15 protein-coding genes are annotated in these 16,107 nt (G+C 57.4%); 10 read left to right on the top strand and 5 right to left on the bottom strand.

What is annotated here, in order from left to right:
* Positions 1–52 precede the first annotated feature (52 nt).
* Genes livH through livF form a run of 4 tightly spaced genes read left to right on the top strand, consistent with a single transcriptional unit; the run spans position 53 to position 3,751 of the window.
* On the top strand, positions 53–979 hold the full coding sequence (gene livH, locus MKleb_RS25875; RefSeq protein WP_014227088.1) for a high-affinity branched-chain amino acid ABC transporter permease LivH: 927 nt from the start codon (positions 53–55) through the stop codon (positions 977–979).
* Positions 976–2,256, top strand: coding sequence for a branched chain amino acid ABC transporter permease LivM (livM, locus tag MKleb_RS25870; protein WP_025107864.1), 1,281 nt, complete (start codon positions 976–978; stop codon positions 2,254–2,256). The genes livH and livM overlap by 4 nt, the downstream gene beginning before the upstream one ends.
* Positions 2,253–3,020, top strand: coding sequence for a high-affinity branched-chain amino acid ABC transporter ATP-binding protein LivG (gene livG, locus MKleb_RS25865; protein WP_004855045.1), 768 nt, complete (start codon positions 2,253–2,255; stop codon positions 3,018–3,020). Before livM ends, livG begins: the two co-directional genes overlap by 4 nt.
* Before the next feature lie 17 nt (positions 3,021–3,037).
* Entirely contained in the window at positions 3,038–3,751 is a 714-nt protein-coding gene (gene livF / locus MKleb_RS25860; protein ID WP_108703658.1) for a high-affinity branched-chain amino acid ABC transporter ATP-binding protein LivF, read from the top strand.
* 44 nt (positions 3,752–3,795) lie between these two features.
* On the opposite strand, the gene MKleb_RS25855 is transcribed toward livF, so the two are convergent.
* From MKleb_RS25855 to MKleb_RS25840, 4 genes are all read right to left on the bottom strand, one after another.
* Positions 3,796–5,391 (bottom strand): UxaA family hydrolase, encoded by a 1,596-nt coding sequence (locus tag MKleb_RS25855; protein WP_025107862.1) that lies wholly within the window; start codon positions 5,389–5,391, stop codon positions 3,796–3,798.
* A 33-nt stretch (positions 5,392–5,424) separates the two neighbouring features.
* Positions 5,425–6,735 (bottom strand): MFS transporter, encoded by a 1,311-nt coding sequence (locus MKleb_RS25850; RefSeq protein WP_025107861.1) that lies wholly within the window; start codon positions 6,733–6,735, stop codon positions 5,425–5,427.
* Positions 6,736–6,753: 18 nt separating this feature from the next.
* The gene (locus MKleb_RS25845; protein ID WP_025107860.1) at positions 6,754–7,653 is read right to left on the bottom strand and encodes a dihydrodipicolinate synthase family protein; all 900 of its coding nucleotides are present in this window, start codon (positions 7,651–7,653) and stop codon (positions 6,754–6,756) included.
* 228 nt (positions 7,654–7,881) lie between these two features.
* Positions 7,882–8,649, bottom strand: a complete 768-nt coding sequence (locus MKleb_RS25840) for an IclR family transcriptional regulator (RefSeq protein WP_014839703.1) — start codon at positions 8,647–8,649, stop codon at positions 7,882–7,884.
* A 271-nt stretch (positions 8,650–8,920) separates the two neighbouring features.
* Between MKleb_RS25840 and ugpB the strand changes: the two genes are divergently transcribed.
* The 5 genes from ugpB (at position 8,921) to ugpQ (ending at position 13,898) form a co-directional block, all read left to right on the top strand.
* A complete protein-coding gene (ugpB, locus tag MKleb_RS25835) occupies positions 8,921–10,237 on the top strand; it encodes a sn-glycerol-3-phosphate ABC transporter substrate-binding protein UgpB (RefSeq protein ID WP_025107859.1) in 1,317 nt (438 codons plus the stop codon).
* 122 nt (positions 10,238–10,359) lie between these two features.
* Positions 10,360–11,247: a sn-glycerol-3-phosphate ABC transporter permease UgpA gene (gene ugpA / locus MKleb_RS25830; protein WP_004126134.1), complete on the top strand. Its 888-nt coding sequence runs from the start codon at positions 10,360–10,362 to the stop codon at positions 11,245–11,247.
* Positions 11,244–12,089 carry a sn-glycerol-3-phosphate ABC transporter permease UgpE gene (ugpE, locus tag MKleb_RS25825; protein WP_004116045.1) on the top strand — a complete coding sequence of 282 codons (846 nt, stop codon included), beginning with the start codon at positions 11,244–11,246 and terminating at the stop codon, positions 12,087–12,089. The genes ugpA and ugpE overlap by 4 nt, the downstream gene beginning before the upstream one ends.
* 1 nt (position 12,090) lies before the next feature.
* Positions 12,091–13,161: a sn-glycerol-3-phosphate import ATP-binding protein UgpC gene (locus tag MKleb_RS25820; protein WP_025107858.1), complete on the top strand. Its 1,071-nt coding sequence runs from the start codon at positions 12,091–12,093 to the stop codon at positions 13,159–13,161.
* Positions 13,158–13,898, top strand: coding sequence for a glycerophosphodiester phosphodiesterase (gene ugpQ / locus MKleb_RS25815; protein WP_014227082.1), 741 nt, complete (start codon positions 13,158–13,160; stop codon positions 13,896–13,898). Before MKleb_RS25820 ends, ugpQ begins: the two co-directional genes overlap by 4 nt.
* Positions 13,899–13,921: 23 nt before the next feature.
* On the opposite strand, the gene MKleb_RS25810 is transcribed toward ugpQ, so the two are convergent.
* Positions 13,922–14,242 (bottom strand): DUF2756 family protein, encoded by a 321-nt coding sequence (locus MKleb_RS25810; RefSeq protein WP_014227081.1) that lies wholly within the window; start codon positions 14,240–14,242, stop codon positions 13,922–13,924.
* A 120-nt stretch (positions 14,243–14,362) separates the two neighbouring features.
* On the opposite strand from MKleb_RS25810, the gene ggt reads away from it, so the two are divergent.
* Positions 14,363–16,105, top strand: coding sequence for a gamma-glutamyltransferase (gene ggt / locus MKleb_RS25805; RefSeq protein WP_025107857.1), 1,743 nt, complete (start codon positions 14,363–14,365; stop codon positions 16,103–16,105).
* Positions 16,106–16,107 lie beyond the last annotated feature (2 nt).

The raw sequence follows: 16,107 nt of genomic DNA, 5'->3' as shown, positions 1-16,107 counted from the left end.
ACAAGTTATCCCACCGCCCGTGCAAAGCGGGCGGGTAGAAAAAGGTTACCTTATGTCCGAGCAGTTTCTCTATTTTCTGCAGCAGATGTTTAACGGCGTCACGCTGGGAAGCACCTACGCGCTGATTGCCATCGGCTATACCATGGTGTACGGCATTATCGGTATGATCAACTTCGCCCACGGCGAGGTCTATATGATTGGCAGCTACGTCTCCTTCATGATCATTGCCGCCCTGATGATGATGGGCATTGATACCAGCTGGCTGCTGGTTGCCGCCGGATTCGTCGGCGCTATCGTGATTGCCAGCGCCTACGGCTGGAGTATCGAACGCGTGGCCTACCGGCCGGTGCGCAGCTCAAAACGCCTGATTGCGCTGATCTCCGCCATCGGGATGTCCATCTTCCTGCAAAACTACGTCAGCCTGACGGAAGGTTCGCGCGATGTCGCGCTGCCGAGCCTGTTCAACGGCCAGTGGACGGTAGGCAGCAGCGATAACTTCACCGCTACTATCACCACCATGCAGCTGGTTATCTGGGTGGTGACGTTTATCGCCATGCTGGCGCTGACGCTGTTTATCCGCTATTCCCGCATGGGGCGCGCCTGCCGCGCCTGCGCTGAAGACCTGAAAATGGCCAGCCTGCTCGGCATCAACACCGACCGGGTGATTGCGCTGACGTTTGTGATCGGCGCGGCAATGGCGGCGGTTGCCGGCGTTCTGCTCGGTCAGTTCTACGGCGTAATCAACCCGTACATCGGCTTTATGGCCGGGATGAAGGCCTTCACCGCCGCGGTGTTGGGCGGCATCGGCAGCATTCCCGGGGCGATGATCGGCGGGCTGATCCTCGGTATCGCCGAAGCGCTCTCTTCTGCCTATCTCAGTACGGAATATAAAGACGTGGTCTCCTTCGCGCTGCTGATCCTGGTTCTGCTGGTGATGCCTACCGGTATCCTGGGCCGTCCGGAGGTAGAAAAAGTATGAAACCGATGCATTTTGCGATGGCGCTGCTGTCCGCGGTGATGTTCTTTATCCTGGCGGGCGTCTTTATGGGCGTGCAGCTGGAGCTTGACGGCACGAAGCTGGTGGTGGATACCGCCGCCGATATCCGCTGGCAGTGGATCTATATCGGTACCGCGGTGGTCTTCTTCTTCCAGCTGCTGCGTCCCATTTTCCAGAAAACCATGAAGAACGTCTCCGGGCCGAAGTTTATTCTGCCGGCTATCGACGGTTCGACGGTAAAACAGAAGCTGTTCCTGATCGCCCTGCTGGTTATCGCCGTGGCGTGGCCGTTTATGGTGTCGCGCGGGACGGTGGATATCGCTACCCTGACGATGATCTATATCATCCTCGGCCTGGGCCTTAACGTGGTGGTGGGGCTTTCCGGCCTGCTGGTGCTGGGATACGGCGGCTTTTATGCCATCGGCGCCTATACCTTCGCGCTGCTGAACCACTATTACGGTCTGGGCTTCTGGACCTGCCTGCCGCTGGCGGGGCTGGTGTCGGCGGCGGCGGGCTTCCTGCTTGGCTTCCCGGTCCTGCGCCTGCGCGGCGACTATCTGGCGATTGTCACGCTTGGCTTTGGCGAAATCGTGCGCATCCTGCTGCTTAACAACACCGAAATAACCGGTGGCCCGAACGGCATCAGCCAGATCCCGAAACCGACGCTGTTCGGCCTTGAATTTAGCCGCAGCGCCCGCGAAGGCGGCTGGGATACGTTCAGCAACTTCTTCGGCGTGAAGTACGATCCCTCCGATCGCGTGATTTTCCTCTACCTGGTCGCTCTGCTGCTGGTGGTGTTAAGTCTGTTCGTGATTAACCGCCTGCTGCGTATGCCGCTGGGCCGCGCGTGGGAAGCGCTGCGTGAAGATGAGATTGCCTGCCGCTCGCTGGGCCTCAGCCCGACGCGCATCAAGCTGACCGCCTTTACCATTAGCGCCGCGTTTGCCGGTTTTGCCGGCACTCTGTTCGCCGCCCGTCAGGGCTTCGTCAGCCCGGAATCCTTTACCTTCGCCGAGTCGGCCTTTGTGCTGGCGATTGTGGTTCTCGGCGGTATGGGCTCCCAGTTCGCGGTGATCCTGGCGGCGGTTCTGCTGGTGGTCTCGCGCGAGCTGATGCGTGATTTCAATGAATACAGCATGCTGATGCTGGGTGCGCTGATGGTACTGATGATGATCTGGCGTCCGCAGGGGCTTCTGCCGATGACCCGTCCGCAGCTGAAGCTGAAAAATGGGCAGGCCAAAGAAGGAGAGCAGGCATGAGTCAGCCATTATTATCCGTAAACGGTCTGATGATGCGTTTTGGCGGCCTGCTGGCGGTCAACAACGTGTCGCTGGAGCTGCGCGAGCGGGAAATCGTTTCGCTTATCGGCCCTAACGGCGCGGGCAAAACCACCGTTTTTAACTGTCTGACCGGTTTCTATAAGCCAACCGGCGGTACCATTATGCTGCGCGACCAGCATCTGGAAGGGCTGCCGGGCCAGCAGATTGCCCGTATGGGCGTAGTGCGAACGTTCCAGCACGTGCGTCTGTTCCGCGAAATGACGGTGATTGAAAACCTGCTGGTGGCGCAGCATCAGCAGCTGAAAACCGGGGTTTTCTCCGGCCTGCTGAAGACGCCGTCCTTCCGCCGCGCCCAGAGCGAAGCGCTGGACCGCGCCGCGACCTGGCTTGAACGTATTGGCCTGCTTGAGCACGCCAACCGGCAGGCCAGTAACCTGGCCTACGGCGACCAGCGCCGTCTGGAGATTGCCCGCTGTATGGTGACCCAGCCGGAAATCCTGATGCTGGATGAGCCCGCGGCGGGGCTAAACCCGAAAGAGACCAAAGAGCTGGACGAGCTAATCGTCGAGCTGCGCAGCCATCACAACACCACCATCCTGCTGATTGAGCACGATATGAAGCTGGTGATGGGCATTTCCGACCGTATTTACGTGGTAAACCAGGGCACGCCGCTGGCCAACGGTACGCCGGAAGAGATCCGCAACAACCCGGACGTGATCCGCGCCTATTTAGGTGAAGCATAATGGTGGTGACGCATAAGATGGAAAAAGTGATGTTATCTTTTGACAACGTCAGCGCGCATTACGGCAAAATCCAGGCGCTGCACAACGTCAGTCTGCATATCAATCAGGGAGAGATTGTCACCCTGATTGGCGCCAACGGCGCGGGAAAAACTACTCTGCTGGGTACCCTGTGCGGCGACCCGCGCGCCTCCAGCGGCCGCGTGGTTTTCGACGGTAAAGATATTACCGACTGGCAGACGGCGAAAATCATGCGCGAAGCGGTGGCGATCGTGCCGGAAGGGCGCCGCGTTTTCTCGCGGATGACGGTGGAAGAGAACCTGGCGATGGGCGGTTTTTTTGCCGCCCGCGACCAGTTCCAGACCCGCATCAAATGGGTGTATGAGCTGTTTCCGCGCCTGCATGAGCGCCGGGTTCAGCGGGCGGGCACCATGTCCGGCGGCGAGCAACAGATGCTGGCTATCGGGCGCGCGCTGATGAGCCAGCCGCGCCTGCTGCTGCTGGATGAGCCTTCGCTCGGTCTGGCGCCGATTATCATTCAGCAAATCTTCGATACCATCGAACAGCTGCGCGAGCAGGGAATGACCATCTTCCTCGTCGAGCAGAACGCCAACCAGGCGCTGAAGCTGGCCGACCGCGGCTACGTGCTGGAAAACGGCCACGTGGTGCTTGAGGATACCGGCGACGCGCTGCTGGCGAATGAAGCGGTACGCAGCGCCTATCTGGGCGGGTAGTGAAGACAAAACGCCCGGCATCTGCCGGGCGTTTTACTTGGCTACTACAGCTCCAGAGAGCGTTTCCACAGCATAAAATCATACTGTTCGAGCGCATCCGCTTTGGTGCGCCAGGTCCCACTGGCGGTGGCGATGATTTTCTCAAACAGGCCGTCGGCGATGTCCGCCAGCGGCGTGCCTTCGATAATCGGCCCGCAGTCATAATCGATAATATCCGGCATCTTTTTCGCCAGCGCGGAGTTGGTTGAAACCTTAAGCACCGGAACGATAGGGTTCCCCGTCGGCGTACCTAACCCGGTTGAGAAGATCACCACGTTGCACCCCGCCGCGACCAGGCCCGTTACCGCGTCCACATCGTTGCCCGGCGTGCAGACCAGCGAAAGGCCGCTTTCTCCCATCGGTTCGGCGTAGTCGCATACCGCGCTTACCGGCGCTCTGCCGCCTTTTTTCGCCGCGCCGGCGGATTTGATGGCGTCAGTGATCAGCCCATCGGCAATGTTTCCCGGGCTGGGATTATCGGCGATGGTGGTACCGAAGAAGTTCGCGACATGCTCATAGTTTTTCATCAGCGACAAAAACTTCTCTTTCAGCTCGCGGGTCGCGCAGCGTTGCACGATATCCCCTTCAGCGCCGCACAGCTCGGGGAATTCCGCCAGCCCCGACGCGCCGCCGAGGGCGACAAGACGATCCGACACTTCGCCCATCGCCGGGTTAGCGCTGATCCCCGAGAACCCGTCAGAAGCGCCGCACTTCACGCCGATTTTGAGGTGGGAGAGCGGGACGTCCTGCCGCTCGGCGACGGGGGCTTCGCGGATCGCGTTATAGGTTTCAGTCAACGCATCCTGCATCATTTTTTCTTCGCTACTCCAGTCCTGCTGTCTGAAGTAAATAATCGGTTTGTTGAAATTCGGGTTGCGCTTCGCCAGCGCGGCGTTGAAATCAACAATCCGCGCTTTTTCACAGCCGAGGGCAAAGACCGTCACGCCAAGAACGTTGGGATGATCGGAATAGGCGGCCAGCACGTCGCACATCGTCATGCTGTCCGAGGTGGCGCCGCCGCAGCCGGAATTGACGGTAATACAGCGGATGCCGTCAAGATGCGGGAAGGGCAGATGCCGGGTATCGTTTAATGCTCCTGCCGACGTCACCTGGCGAGCAAAATTTTTCAGGCCGTTATTGGCGTAGCCGAGGGCGTCGTTCAGCGCATCGGTGACGCGCTGAACGTTGCGGTTTTCACAGAATACCAGCGGAATGACCAGCCAGTAGTTCGCGGTGGCGACCCGGCCATCTTCGCGAACTATGCCCTTGAAAGTCCGCTGCTGCCAGGCGGAAATATCCGGCTGCTGCCAGTCATAGGGCGCGACGTCGTCAAGCGAAACCGGGGCCGCGTAGTGTTTGATATTCTCAGTGGTAATGGCTTCGCCGCGGGTGATGGGGCGCGTCGCTTTGCCGACCGGAACGCCGTACAGCGACACGATATCGCCGGGCGCAATATCCTCGGTGGCGAATTTATGTTTGGCTTTGACATCGCTACGCAGAACGTAGGCTTCATCGTTCCAGTGAACCCGCTGCTCTTTGCGTAAGTCCTGCAGCGCAACGATCAGGTTATCGGTAGGGTCAATTTTTAAGATGGTCTGCATGTTCATTATCCTTTGTTATAAGCGCATCAGGACTTAGTGATGGGGGACCGCGACGCCGTTTGTCGCTTTTCTGCCGGCAAGGGCGGCAATCAGCAGCGCGCAGCAGACGGTGATGAGCGACAGGGCGACCAGACCCGCCGAATCGTTGCCGAAGAAGGCATCGACCTCAACGCGAATCAGCGGCGCGAGGAAGCTGCAAAATGCGCCCATGGTGGTGCAAAAGCCGATACTGGCGGCCAGCGCCGAGCCTGACACAATCTGCGCCGGGAAAGTCCAGAAGATAGGTTGCACGGAGAGGAAGCCGATGGCCGACAGCGAGAGCGCGGCAATGGCGAGTACCGGGCCGGACCAGGCAGAAACAAACAGCCCCAGCGCCGCCGCCAGCATGCAGATGACTGAAATCAGTACCCGACGGGCCGGCATTTTGTCCGCCAGACGAGGAATGTAATAGACGCCGACGGCGGAGCAGGCCCACGGAATGGCGGCGACCAGCGACTCCTTAAAGCCGAGGGTGGAGCCCATTAGCGAGGCGACTTGCGAAGGCAGGAAGAACATCAGCCCGTAAACGCTGATCTGGATGGTGCCGTAGATCAGCGCCAGGTGCCAGACTTTCAGGCTTTTCAGGGCGGTGCCGACGCTGCTGGTTTCCGTCTGCCGCTGCTCCAGCTGAAGCTGGGCAATCAGCGCCTTTTTCTCTTCGTCGTTCAGGAATCGCGCTTTGGCCGGCGTATCATCAAGCCAGAACCAGGCGAAGATCCCCATGATGACCGCCGGAATGCCTTCGATAAAGAACATCCAGAACCAGCCGGGTTTGCCGAGGAAGCCGTGCATTTCCAGAAGCGCCCCGGAGATGGGCGAGCCTAAGGTTAATGCCAGCGGCACGCCGAGCACGAAGATACCGACGACGGAGGCGCGAACTTTATTGGGAAAGTAGATTGAGGCCAGCAGCAGAATACCGGGATAAAAACCGGCTTCGCCTAACCCCAGTAAAAAGCGCAGAACAATAAACTGGGTTTCCGTCTGCACCAGTCCGGTGAGGGCAGAGAGAATGCCCCACAGCGCGGTGGTGATACTTAACCATTTTTGCGCGCCGATTTTATTCAGAATCAGGTTAGCGGGAATACCAAACAGCGCATAGGCGGCGAAAAAGATCCCCGCGCCGAGGGCGAAGGCGGAATTGGAGAGCCCAATATCCACCTGCATCGCCTCTTTGGCGAATCCCACGTTCACCCTGTCGATAAAGGCGATGAAGTACAAAATAAACATCAGTGGCACCAGGCGCTTCCATGATTTGGTAATCGCGGAATTGAGGGCCGGATTGTCGTAAGCTGTGATGGTTTTCATAATACCTCCGCGTGGGGGTCAGGCATTAATTTCAATACCAGCGCGGGAAAGTATCCGCAGAATACTTTCGGTCTGGCAGGTGGCGAGCGAGCTAAACGGTGGCGTGCAGCGGTCGGACTGAATAATTCCGCGCAGCTGTAACGCTTTTTTAAATGTTGGAATGAACGGATCGTTAACCGCGTAAATATCCATTAACCCATCCACTTTTTGCTGATACCGCGAAATTTGCTGCATATCGTTATCGTTAAATGCCTGCATCCAGTCGCGGAATATTTCAGGGCAAATATTGGATAACCCGCCAATACATCCATCGCCCCCCGCCAGGACATTGTGCGCGAAGTTATTGTCATAACCGGCATAGACTTCAAAATACGGTAGTTCAGATTTTACCTGGCGAATCACCTGCGACGTGTGATTGGTGTCCGGAATGGTGTCTTTGAGACCGACAATATTTGGGAACTCGCTGGCGAGTCGTAAACAGACCTCCGGCGAGACGGAATAGCCGGTGCGCTCCGGAAAGTTATAGATGAATATTTTGGCGGCGGTGCGGCGGGCAATCTGGCTATAAAATGTATAAATGCCTTCATCAGTCAGGCGGAAGTACCACGGGCTGATAATCATGACGCCATCCAGCCCGCACTCATCTGCATAGTTTGCCAGCTCTACGCACTCGTCAATATCCATGCGGCTGGTACCCGCATAGGCCTTTATTCCCTCGCGCGGGAACTCTGCCGCCATTTGAATTATCTGACGGGATGTTTTCATATCCAGCGAGAAAAACTCGCCGGTACTGCCCATGACGACAAATCCCGATACGCTGTTTTTAATAAAATCGTACAGGCGAAAATTTCCGTCAGGATCCAGCCTGCCCTGCTCATCAAAAACCGTTATTGCCGGGGTGATGTAACGACTTTGCATATTCAACCTCTTTGTTGTTCGTATATACAAACACTGTTTGTATTTGCGATTAAGCATAAGTAAACACGCCATCGACGTGAAGTCAAATGGCGCCAAAGTCGTGCGGATAATTGATTAAATCAATGAATAGATGGGGAATTATGCAGAAGAGACGGGCGTCACGGCGGATCATTAAATATCGGTATTGTGTGGGTAATCACAATTCCGACGGCATCGTGGGCGAATAAATCAGTAATTTTTAATATCAGGCAGCTTATTCAGCACGCTTTCGATACGACCCTTTGCCTCTTTTAACGCGCGAATAACCTGCTGCGTTTTTTCATCGCTGGCGCGGAAAGAGGGCAATGAGACGCTGATCGCCGCCAGAATAATGCCTTTCTGCAGCAGGGGGACGGCAAAGCAGATGGTATCGTCGTTGATTTCCCGATCGTCCATGGCATAACCGTTGGCGGCGACCCATTCCAGCTGCTGACGAAGCTGAGCCATATTCGTTACGCTGCGGGCGGTAACGGAAGGAAAACCCTGCGGATAGAGCTCCAGGATCTCTTCGTCGCGGTGCTTATGCAGCAGCGCCTTGCCCAGGGCAGAGCAGATCGCCGGAAGGCGAGTCCCTACCTTAGAGACCAGCTGCACGGTTTGGTCGCCCTGAACTTTATCAACATAGAGCACCCAGGCGTCATCCAGAATGCCGAGCTGGCAAACTTCATTGCATTCATTGACCACCGCGTGCATTTCGCTATTGATCGTTTTCAGCCAGAACTCTTTTTCCACCGTTGAGCTGGCCAGAACCGCGCACGAGATCCCCAGCGTATATATGCCGTTGCGATCGTCGTGGCTGATATATTTCCGGTACTGCAGCGATTTGAGGATCGGGAAAATGGTTCCCTTTGAAATATCCGTTTTGAGCGATAGCTCGGAAAGCGTCATTCCGTCCGCGTTGGCTAAGGTTTCCAGAATGAGTAAAACGCGTTCGGTAGGTTTATGAAGCGTCTTCATATTTTTCCTTATGACGGCTCGCCGGAGAGTGCTGTTTAACGCCCCCTATTTAACTACAGATCCCCGCTTATCTGTAGCCTGCGCCGCCTCTCTTTTTCGCTTTGCCATTTCCCTGCCACTTTTTTTTCACCGTTTCATCATGTTTTTGCCAATTTATTGTAATATTTTTGTAATGCAATAGTTATTTTTCTGTCATTCGAGCATGTCATGTTACCCCCGCGAACATAAAACGCGTGAAATCGCGCATCCGGAACAACAAGAGAGATAACCGATGATATCGTTACGACATACAGCTTTAGGACTGGCGCTCAGCCTGGCATTTGCCGGACAAGCCCTGGCGGTAACCACTATCCCGTTCTGGCACTCGATGGAAGGGGAGTTGGGGAAAGAAGTTGATTCACTGGCGCAACGTTTCAACGCAGCCAACCCGGACTACAAAATTGTTCCGGTGTATAAAGGCAACTATGAGCAGAGCCTGAGCGCCGGCATCGCCGCCTTCCGTACCGGCAACGCGCCGGCTATTCTGCAGGTTTACGAAGTCGGCACCGCGACGATGATGGCCTCGAAGGCGATTAAGCCGGTCTATCAGGTGTTCAGCGATGCGGGCATTCAGTTTGATGAAACGCAGTTCGTGCCAACCGTCTCCGGATATTACACCGACTCCAAAACCGGCCATCTGCTCTCCCTGCCGTTTAACAGCTCCACGCCGGTGCTGTACTACAACAAAGACGCCTTTAAAAAAGCCGGATTAGATCCGGAACAGCCGCCGAAAACCTGGCAGGATCTGGCGGCGTATACCGCGAAGCTGAAAGCCGCCGGGATGAAATGCGGCTACGCCAGCGGCTGGCAGGGCTGGATTCAGATTGAAAACTTCAGCGCCTGGCACGGCCTGCCGGTGGCGACCAAAAACAACGGCTTCGACGGTACCGATGCGGTACTGGAGTTCAACAAGCCGGAGCAGGTGAAGCATATCGCTCTGCTCGAAGAACTGAACAAGAAAGGCGACTTCAGCTACTTCGGGCGTAAAGACGAATCCACCGAGAAGTTCTATAACGGCGACTGCGCCATTACCACCGCCTCTTCCGGCTCCCTCGCGGATATTCGCCAGTACGCGAAGTTCAACTATGGCGTAGGGATGATGCCGTACGACGCCGACGTGAAGGGCGCGCCGCAAAACGCCATTATCGGCGGGGCCAGCCTGTGGGTGATGCAGGGTAAAGACAAAGAAACCTATACCGGCGTCGCCAAATTCCTCGATTTCCTGACTAAGCCGGAAAACGCCGCCGAATGGCATCAGAAAACCGGCTATCTGCCGATTACCACCGCCGCCTATAACCTGACCCGCGAACAGGGCTTCTATGATAAGAACCCCGGTGCCGATATCGCGACGCGCCAGATGCTGAACAAGCCGCCGCTGCCGTTCACCAAAGGTCTGCGCCTGGGCAATATGCCGCAGATTCGTACCATCGTGGATGAAGAACTGGAAAGCGTATGGACCGGGAAGAAAACGCCTCAGCAGGCGCTGGACGCCGCGGTTGAGCGCGGTAATCAGCTGCTGCGCCGTTTCGAGCAGTCAACCAGGTCGTAATCTTATAGCCAGCCCCTCACCCTCTCCCCGTCGGGGAGAGGGGATCGCCCGGAGCCGTCTTTTCATCCTCGCCCGTTTAGGGAGAGGGCCGGGATGAGGGGAAACCAACTCAGAGTTTAACTATGTCATCATCCCGTCCGGTGTTCCGCTCGCGTTGGCTGCCCTATGTGCTGGTCGCGCCGCAGCTGGTTATCACCGTCATCTTTTTTATCTGGCCCGCGGGCGAAGCGCTGTGGTATTCACTGCAGAGCGTCGATCCGTTTGGGCTCTCCAGCCAGTTTGTTGGCCTGGATAACTTTTTAGCCCTCTTCCAGGACCCGTACTACCTGGACTCCTTCTGGACCACCATTAAGTTCAGCACGATGGTTACCGTCAGCGGCCTGCTGATCTCGCTGTTTTTCGCCGCGCTGGTGGATTACGTGGTGCGCGGCAGCCGCTTCTATCAGACGCTGATGCTCCTGCCCTATGCCGTTGCGCCCGCGGTGGCGGCGGTGCTATGGATCTTCTTGTTCAACCCCGGACGCGGGCTGATTACGCATCTCCTCGGTGAGATGGGCTACGACTGGAACCACGCGCAGAACAGCGGTCAGGCGATGTTCCTTGTGGTTTTCGCCTCGGTCTGGAAGCAGATTAGTTACAACTTCCTGTTCTTCTTCGCCGCGCTGCAATCTATTCCCCGCTCGCTGGTAGAAGCCGCCGCGATTGACGGCGCCGGCCCGGTTCGCCGCTTCTTCAGGCTGGCGCTGCCGCTGATCGCCCCGGTGAGCTTCTTCCTGCTGGTGGTGAACCTGGTATACGCCTTCTTTGATACCTTCCCGGTTATCGATGCCGCAACCGGCGGCGGGCCGGTTCAGGCGACAACAACGCTGATTTATAAGATCTACCGTGAAGGTTTTGCCGGGCTCGACCTTTCCGCTTCCGCCGCCCAGTCGGTGGTGCTGATGTTCCTCGTCATTATTCTGACGGTGGTGCAGTTCCGCTACGTTGAACGAAAGGTGCGCTACCAATGATTGAGAATCGACGCGGGCTGACGATTTTCAGCCATACCATGCTGATTTTAGGGATCGCGGTCATTCTGTTCCCGCTGTATGTCGCCTTTGTCGCGGCGACGCTGGACAGTAAAGCGGTTTTTGATACGCCGATGACGCTGATTCCCGGCGGCCATCTGCTCGAAAACATGAAGTTTATCTGGGTGAACGGCGTAGGGGCCAATAGCGCGCCGTTCTGGCTGATGATGCTCAACAGCTTCATCATGGCCTTCGGCATCACGGTGGGCAAAATTACGGTCTCGATGCTCTCCGCTTTCGCCATCGTCTGGTTTCGTTTTCCGCTGCGCAACCTGTTCTTCTGGATGATCTTCATCACGCTGATGCTGCCGGTTGAGGTGCGTATTTTCCCGACGGTGGAAGTGATCGCCAACCTGAAAATGCTCGACAGCTATGCCGGGCTCACCCTGCCGCTGATGGCTTCGGCGACCGCCACCTTCCTGTTCCGCCAGTTCTTTATGACCCTGCCGGACGAGCTGATAGAGGCCGCACGTATCGACGGCGCGTCGCCGATGCGCTTCTTCCGCGACATCGTGCTGCCGCTGTCGAAAACCAACCTGGCGGCGCTGTTCGTCATCACCTTTATCTACGGCTGGAACCAGTATCTGTGGCCGCTGCTGATCATTACCGACGTGAATCTCGGCACGGCGGTCGCGGGTATTAAAGGGATGATCGCCATCGGCCAGGGTACCACGCAGTGGAATCAGGTGATGGCGGCGATGCTGCTTACGCTGATTCCTCCGGTTGTCATCGTTTTAGCCATGCAGCGCGCGTTTGTGCGTGGTCTAGTGGATAGTGAGAAATAAAATGGCAGGACTTAAGCTACAGGCAGTAACCAAAAGCTGGGATGGCAAAACCCAGGTGATCCAGCCGCTGACGCTGGACGTCGCGGACGGCGAATTTATTGTGATGGTGGGCCCCTCGGGCTGCGGAAAATCAACCCTGCTGCGCATGGTGGCGGGCCTGGAGCGGGTCACCAGCGGCGATATCTGGATCGACCGCAAGCGCGTCACCGAAATGGAACCGAAAGATCGCGGTATTGCGATGGTGTTCCAGAACTACGCCCTCTACCCGCATATGAGCGTGGAAGAGAATATGGCGTGGGGCCTGAAAATTCGCGGTTTAGGTAAAGGATTAATTGCCGAACGTGTCCAGGAAGCGGCGCGCATTCTGGAGCTGGATGGCCTGCTGAAGCGCCGTCCGCGCGAACTCTCCGGCGGCCAGCGCCAGCGCGTGGCGATGGGGCGGGCTATCGTGCGCGACCCGGCGGTATTCCTGTTTGATGAGCCGCTCTCCAACCTCGATGCCAAACTGCGCGTGCAGATGCGTCTGGAGCTGCAGCAGCTGCACCGTCGGCTGAAAACCACCTCGCTGTACGTGACGCACGATCAGGTGGAAGCCATGACCCTCGCGCAGCGGGTGATGGTGATGAATAAAGGCATCGCCGAGCAGATTGGTACGCCGGTCGAGGTCTACGAAAAACCGGCCAGCCGCTTTGTGGCGAGCTTTATCGGCAGCCCGGCAATGAACCTGCTGGAAGGCCGGGTCAGCGACGACGGTAGCCGCTTCGAGCTTGAGGGCGGGATGCTTTTACCCATCAACAGCGAGCATCGCCGCTATGCCGGGCGTAAGATGACCCTGGGTATTCGTCCGGAACATTTTGCATTAAGCTCCGAGGCGGAAGGTGGCGTACCGCTGGTGATGGATACGCTGGAAATTTTAGGTGCCGATAACCTCGCCCACGGGCGCTGGGGCGAGCAAAAGCTGGTGGTCCGGCTGCCGCACCAGCAGCGTCCGCAGGCGGGCAGCACCCTGTGGCTGCATCTGCCGCAGGAAAGTCTGCATCTTTTTGATAGTGAAACAGGACAACGCGCATGAGTCACTGGCCTTATCCTCATATCGTCGCCCACCGCGGCGGCGGTAAACTGGCCCCGGAAAATACCCTGGCGGCCATCGATACCGGCGCTCGTTACGGCCATACGATGATTGAGTTTGACGCTAAGTTATCGAAAGACGGGCAGATTTTTTTACTGCACGATGACAATCTCGAACGCACCAGCAACGGCTGGGGCGTGGCGGGCGAACTGGCGTGGAACGATCTGCTAAAAGTGGATGCCGGCAGCTGGTACAGCGGCGAGTTCAAAGGCGAGCCGCTGCCGCTGCTGAGCGAGGTGGCCGACCGCTGCCGTCAGCACGGCATGATGGCCAATATCGAAATTAAACCGACCACCGGCACCGGGCCGCTGACCGGTAAAGCGGTGGCGCTGGCGGCGCGTGAGCTGTGGCAGGGGATGACGCCGCCGCTGCTCTCATCGTTTGACGTCGATGCGCTGGAAGCCGCGCAGGAGGCGGTGCCCGAACTGCCGCGCGGGCTGCTGCTGGATGAGTGGCGCAACGACTGGCGCGAACTGACCGCGCGTCTCGGCTGCGTCTCTATTCACCTCAACCATAAGCTGCTGGATGAAGCGCGCGTGGCGAGCCTGAAGGCCGCGGGCCTGCATATTCTGGTCTATACCGTGAACAAACCGCAGCGCGCCGCCGAGCTGCTGCGTTGGGGCGTGGACAGCATCTGCACCGATGCGATTGACGTCATCGGCCCCAACTTCCCGGCGTAATCCGCTTCTGCGTCAGGCGGCCCTTACGGGGTCGTCTGGCGCTGCAGCATCCCACCGTTGGTGTTAGGGAGAGGCTGCTCACGGGTCAGATTGTTATTCTGCTGTACCCGCTGCCGATCGTTATTCAACTGCGTCTGAAGATGCTGCTGCTGCGCGCGCGACTGGCTTTGAATACTCTGCTTAAGATTGTTTTGCTGCTGCATTTGCTGGGTCTGCATCTGATTTTGCATCCGCTGCTGGCTGGGCACCACGTACCCCGGCTGATTGGGGTTATTGTCGATATTGATCGGCTGCGCCATGACGCTCAGAGGCAGAAGCGCCGCCAGATATAACATTGCTTTCATTGTTCTCTCCTCACTTCGTGGGATCGCTTAAGTTTACTCCCTTTCCGGCGCAACAATGATTTTTTAAGACTTATCATCCAGGATTATGGGTAAATAAAAACATCATTCAGGAGTATGACAATGATAAGAACAACGCTCTGGCGTCAGGTGGTCATCGCTGCGTTGCTGGCGGGCGGCAGTTTTACCGTTGCGGCAGATCCCGCCCCTCCGCCGGTATCTTATGGCGTAGAGGAAGATGTATTTCACCCGGTCCGCGCTCAGCAGGGGATGGTGGCCTCGGTGGACGCGCTGGCAACGAAGGTAGGCGTGGATATTCTGCGTCAGGGCGGCAACGCGGTCGATGCCGCCGTGGCGGTGGGCTACGCGCTGGCGGTCACCCATCCGCAGGCCGGTAATATCGGCGGCGGCGGGTTTATGATGCTGCGGACCAAAGACGGTAATACCACGGCGATCGACTTCCGCGAGATGGCCCCGGAACAGGCCACCCGGGATATGTTTCTTGACGATCAGGGCAACCCGGACAGCAAGAAATCGCTGACCTCGCATCTGGCTTCCGGCACGCCGGGCACCGTCGCCGGGTTCTCCCTCGCGCTGGAAAAATACGGCACAATGCCGCTCAACAAAGTGATTCGCCCGGCGATTAAGCTGGCCGAAGAGGGCTTCACGGTAAATGATGCGCTGGCCGACGACCTGAAAACCTACGGCAGCGAAGTGATCCCCGACCATGCCAACAGCCGGGCTATCTTCTGGAAAAACGGCGAGCCGCTGAAAAAGGGCGATAAGCTGGTGCAAAAACAGCTGGGGAAAAGCCTGGAGCTGATTGCCGAGCTGGGGCCGGATGCCTTCTATAAAGGCGCGATTGCCGACCAGATTGCCGCTGAGATGAAGAATAACGGCGGGCTTATCACCAAAGCGGATCTGGCGAATTACAAAGCGGTCGAACGTACGCCGGTGAGCGGCGAGTATCGCGGCTATCAGGTGTTCTCAATGCCGCCCCCATCGTCCGGGGGCATTCATATCGTGCAGATCCTGAATATCCTCGAAAACTTCGATATGCATAAGTACGGCTTCGGCAGCGCCGACGTCATGCAGGTGATGGCGGAAGCTGAAAAGCACGCCTATGCCGACCGTTCGGAATATCTTGGCGATCCGGACTTCGTCAAGGTGCCGTGGCAGGCGCTGACCAGCAAAGCGTACGCCAAATCGATCGCTGAGCAGATTGATATCAATAAGGCGAAGCCGTCGAGCCAGATTCGCCCCGGTAAGCTGGCGCCGTATGAAAGCAATCAGACCACTCATTTCTCGGTGGTGGATAAGGACGGTAACGCCGTTGCCGTGACCTTTACGCTGAATACGACCTTTGGAACCGGCATCGTGGCGGGGAACTCCGGCATTCTGCTGAATAATCAGATGGATGATTTCTCAGCTAAACCCGGCGTGCCAAACGTCTACGGGCTGGTGGGCGGTGACGCCAACGCCGTCGAGCCGAAAAAACGTCCGCTGTCGTCGATGTCGCCAACGATTGTGGTGAAAGATGGCAAAACCTGGCTGGTGACCGGTAGCCCCGGCGGCAGCCGCATTATCACCACAGTCCTGCAGATGGTGGTGAATACCATTGATTTCGGAATGAACGTCGCGGAAGCCACCAACGCCCCGCGCTTCCATCATCAATGGCTGCCGGACGAACTGCGTGTAGAGAAGGGATTTAGCCCGGATACGCTGAAGCTGCTGGAGAGCAAAGGGCAGAAAGTGGCGGTGAAAGAGGCGATGGGCAGCACCCAGAGTATTATGGTTGGCCCGGACGGCACGCTGTACGGCGCATCCGATCCGCGTTCCCCGGATGATTTAACGGCAGGGTATTAGGT

Origin of the sequence: Klebsiella sp. PL-2018 (assembly GCF_019048985.1) — a bacterium.
GTDB classification, from domain to species: domain Bacteria; phylum Pseudomonadota; class Gammaproteobacteria; order Enterobacterales; family Enterobacteriaceae; genus Klebsiella; species Klebsiella michiganensis.
Note: the sequence above shows the minus strand (reverse complement) of the source record. Positions and strands in the feature narration are given on the sequence as shown.

Bases quoted from the DNA above. Each gene is read 5' to 3' on its own strand.
- ugpE (WP_004116045.1), top strand. From the start codon at position 11,244: ATGATTGAGAATCGACGCGGGCTGACGATTTTCAGCCATACCATGCTG.
- ugpQ (WP_014227082.1), top strand. From the start codon at position 13,158: ATGAGTCACTGGCCTTATCCTCATATCGTCGCCCACCGCGGCGGCGGT.
- ugpB (WP_025107859.1), top strand. From the start codon at position 8,921: ATGATATCGTTACGACATACAGCTTTAGGACTGGCGCTCAGCCTGGCA.
- MKleb_RS25820 (WP_025107858.1), top strand. From the start codon at position 12,091: ATGGCAGGACTTAAGCTACAGGCAGTAACCAAAAGCTGGGATGGCAAA.
- MKleb_RS25845 (WP_025107860.1), bottom strand. From the start codon at position 7,653: ATGCAAAGTCGTTACATCACCCCGGCAATAACGGTTTTTGATGAGCAG.
- livF (WP_108703658.1), top strand. From the start codon at position 3,038: ATGGAAAAAGTGATGTTATCTTTTGACAACGTCAGCGCGCATTACGGC.
- MKleb_RS25810 (WP_014227081.1), bottom strand. From the start codon at position 14,242: ATGAAAGCAATGTTATATCTGGCGGCGCTTCTGCCTCTGAGCGTCATG.
- livH (WP_014227088.1), top strand. From the start codon at position 53: ATGTCCGAGCAGTTTCTCTATTTTCTGCAGCAGATGTTTAACGGCGTC.
- ugpA (WP_004126134.1), top strand. From the start codon at position 10,360: ATGTCATCATCCCGTCCGGTGTTCCGCTCGCGTTGGCTGCCCTATGTG.
- MKleb_RS25840 (WP_014839703.1), bottom strand. From the start codon at position 8,649: ATGAAGACGCTTCATAAACCTACCGAACGCGTTTTACTCATTCTGGAA.
- MKleb_RS25855 (WP_025107862.1), bottom strand. From the start codon at position 5,391: ATGCAGACCATCTTAAAAATTGACCCTACCGATAACCTGATCGTTGCG.
- MKleb_RS25850 (WP_025107861.1), bottom strand. From the start codon at position 6,735: ATGAAAACCATCACAGCTTACGACAATCCGGCCCTCAATTCCGCGATT.
- livM (WP_025107864.1), top strand. From the start codon at position 976: ATGAAACCGATGCATTTTGCGATGGCGCTGCTGTCCGCGGTGATGTTC.
- ggt (WP_025107857.1), top strand. From the start codon at position 14,363: ATGATAAGAACAACGCTCTGGCGTCAGGTGGTCATCGCTGCGTTGCTG.
- livG (WP_004855045.1), top strand. From the start codon at position 2,253: ATGAGTCAGCCATTATTATCCGTAAACGGTCTGATGATGCGTTTTGGC.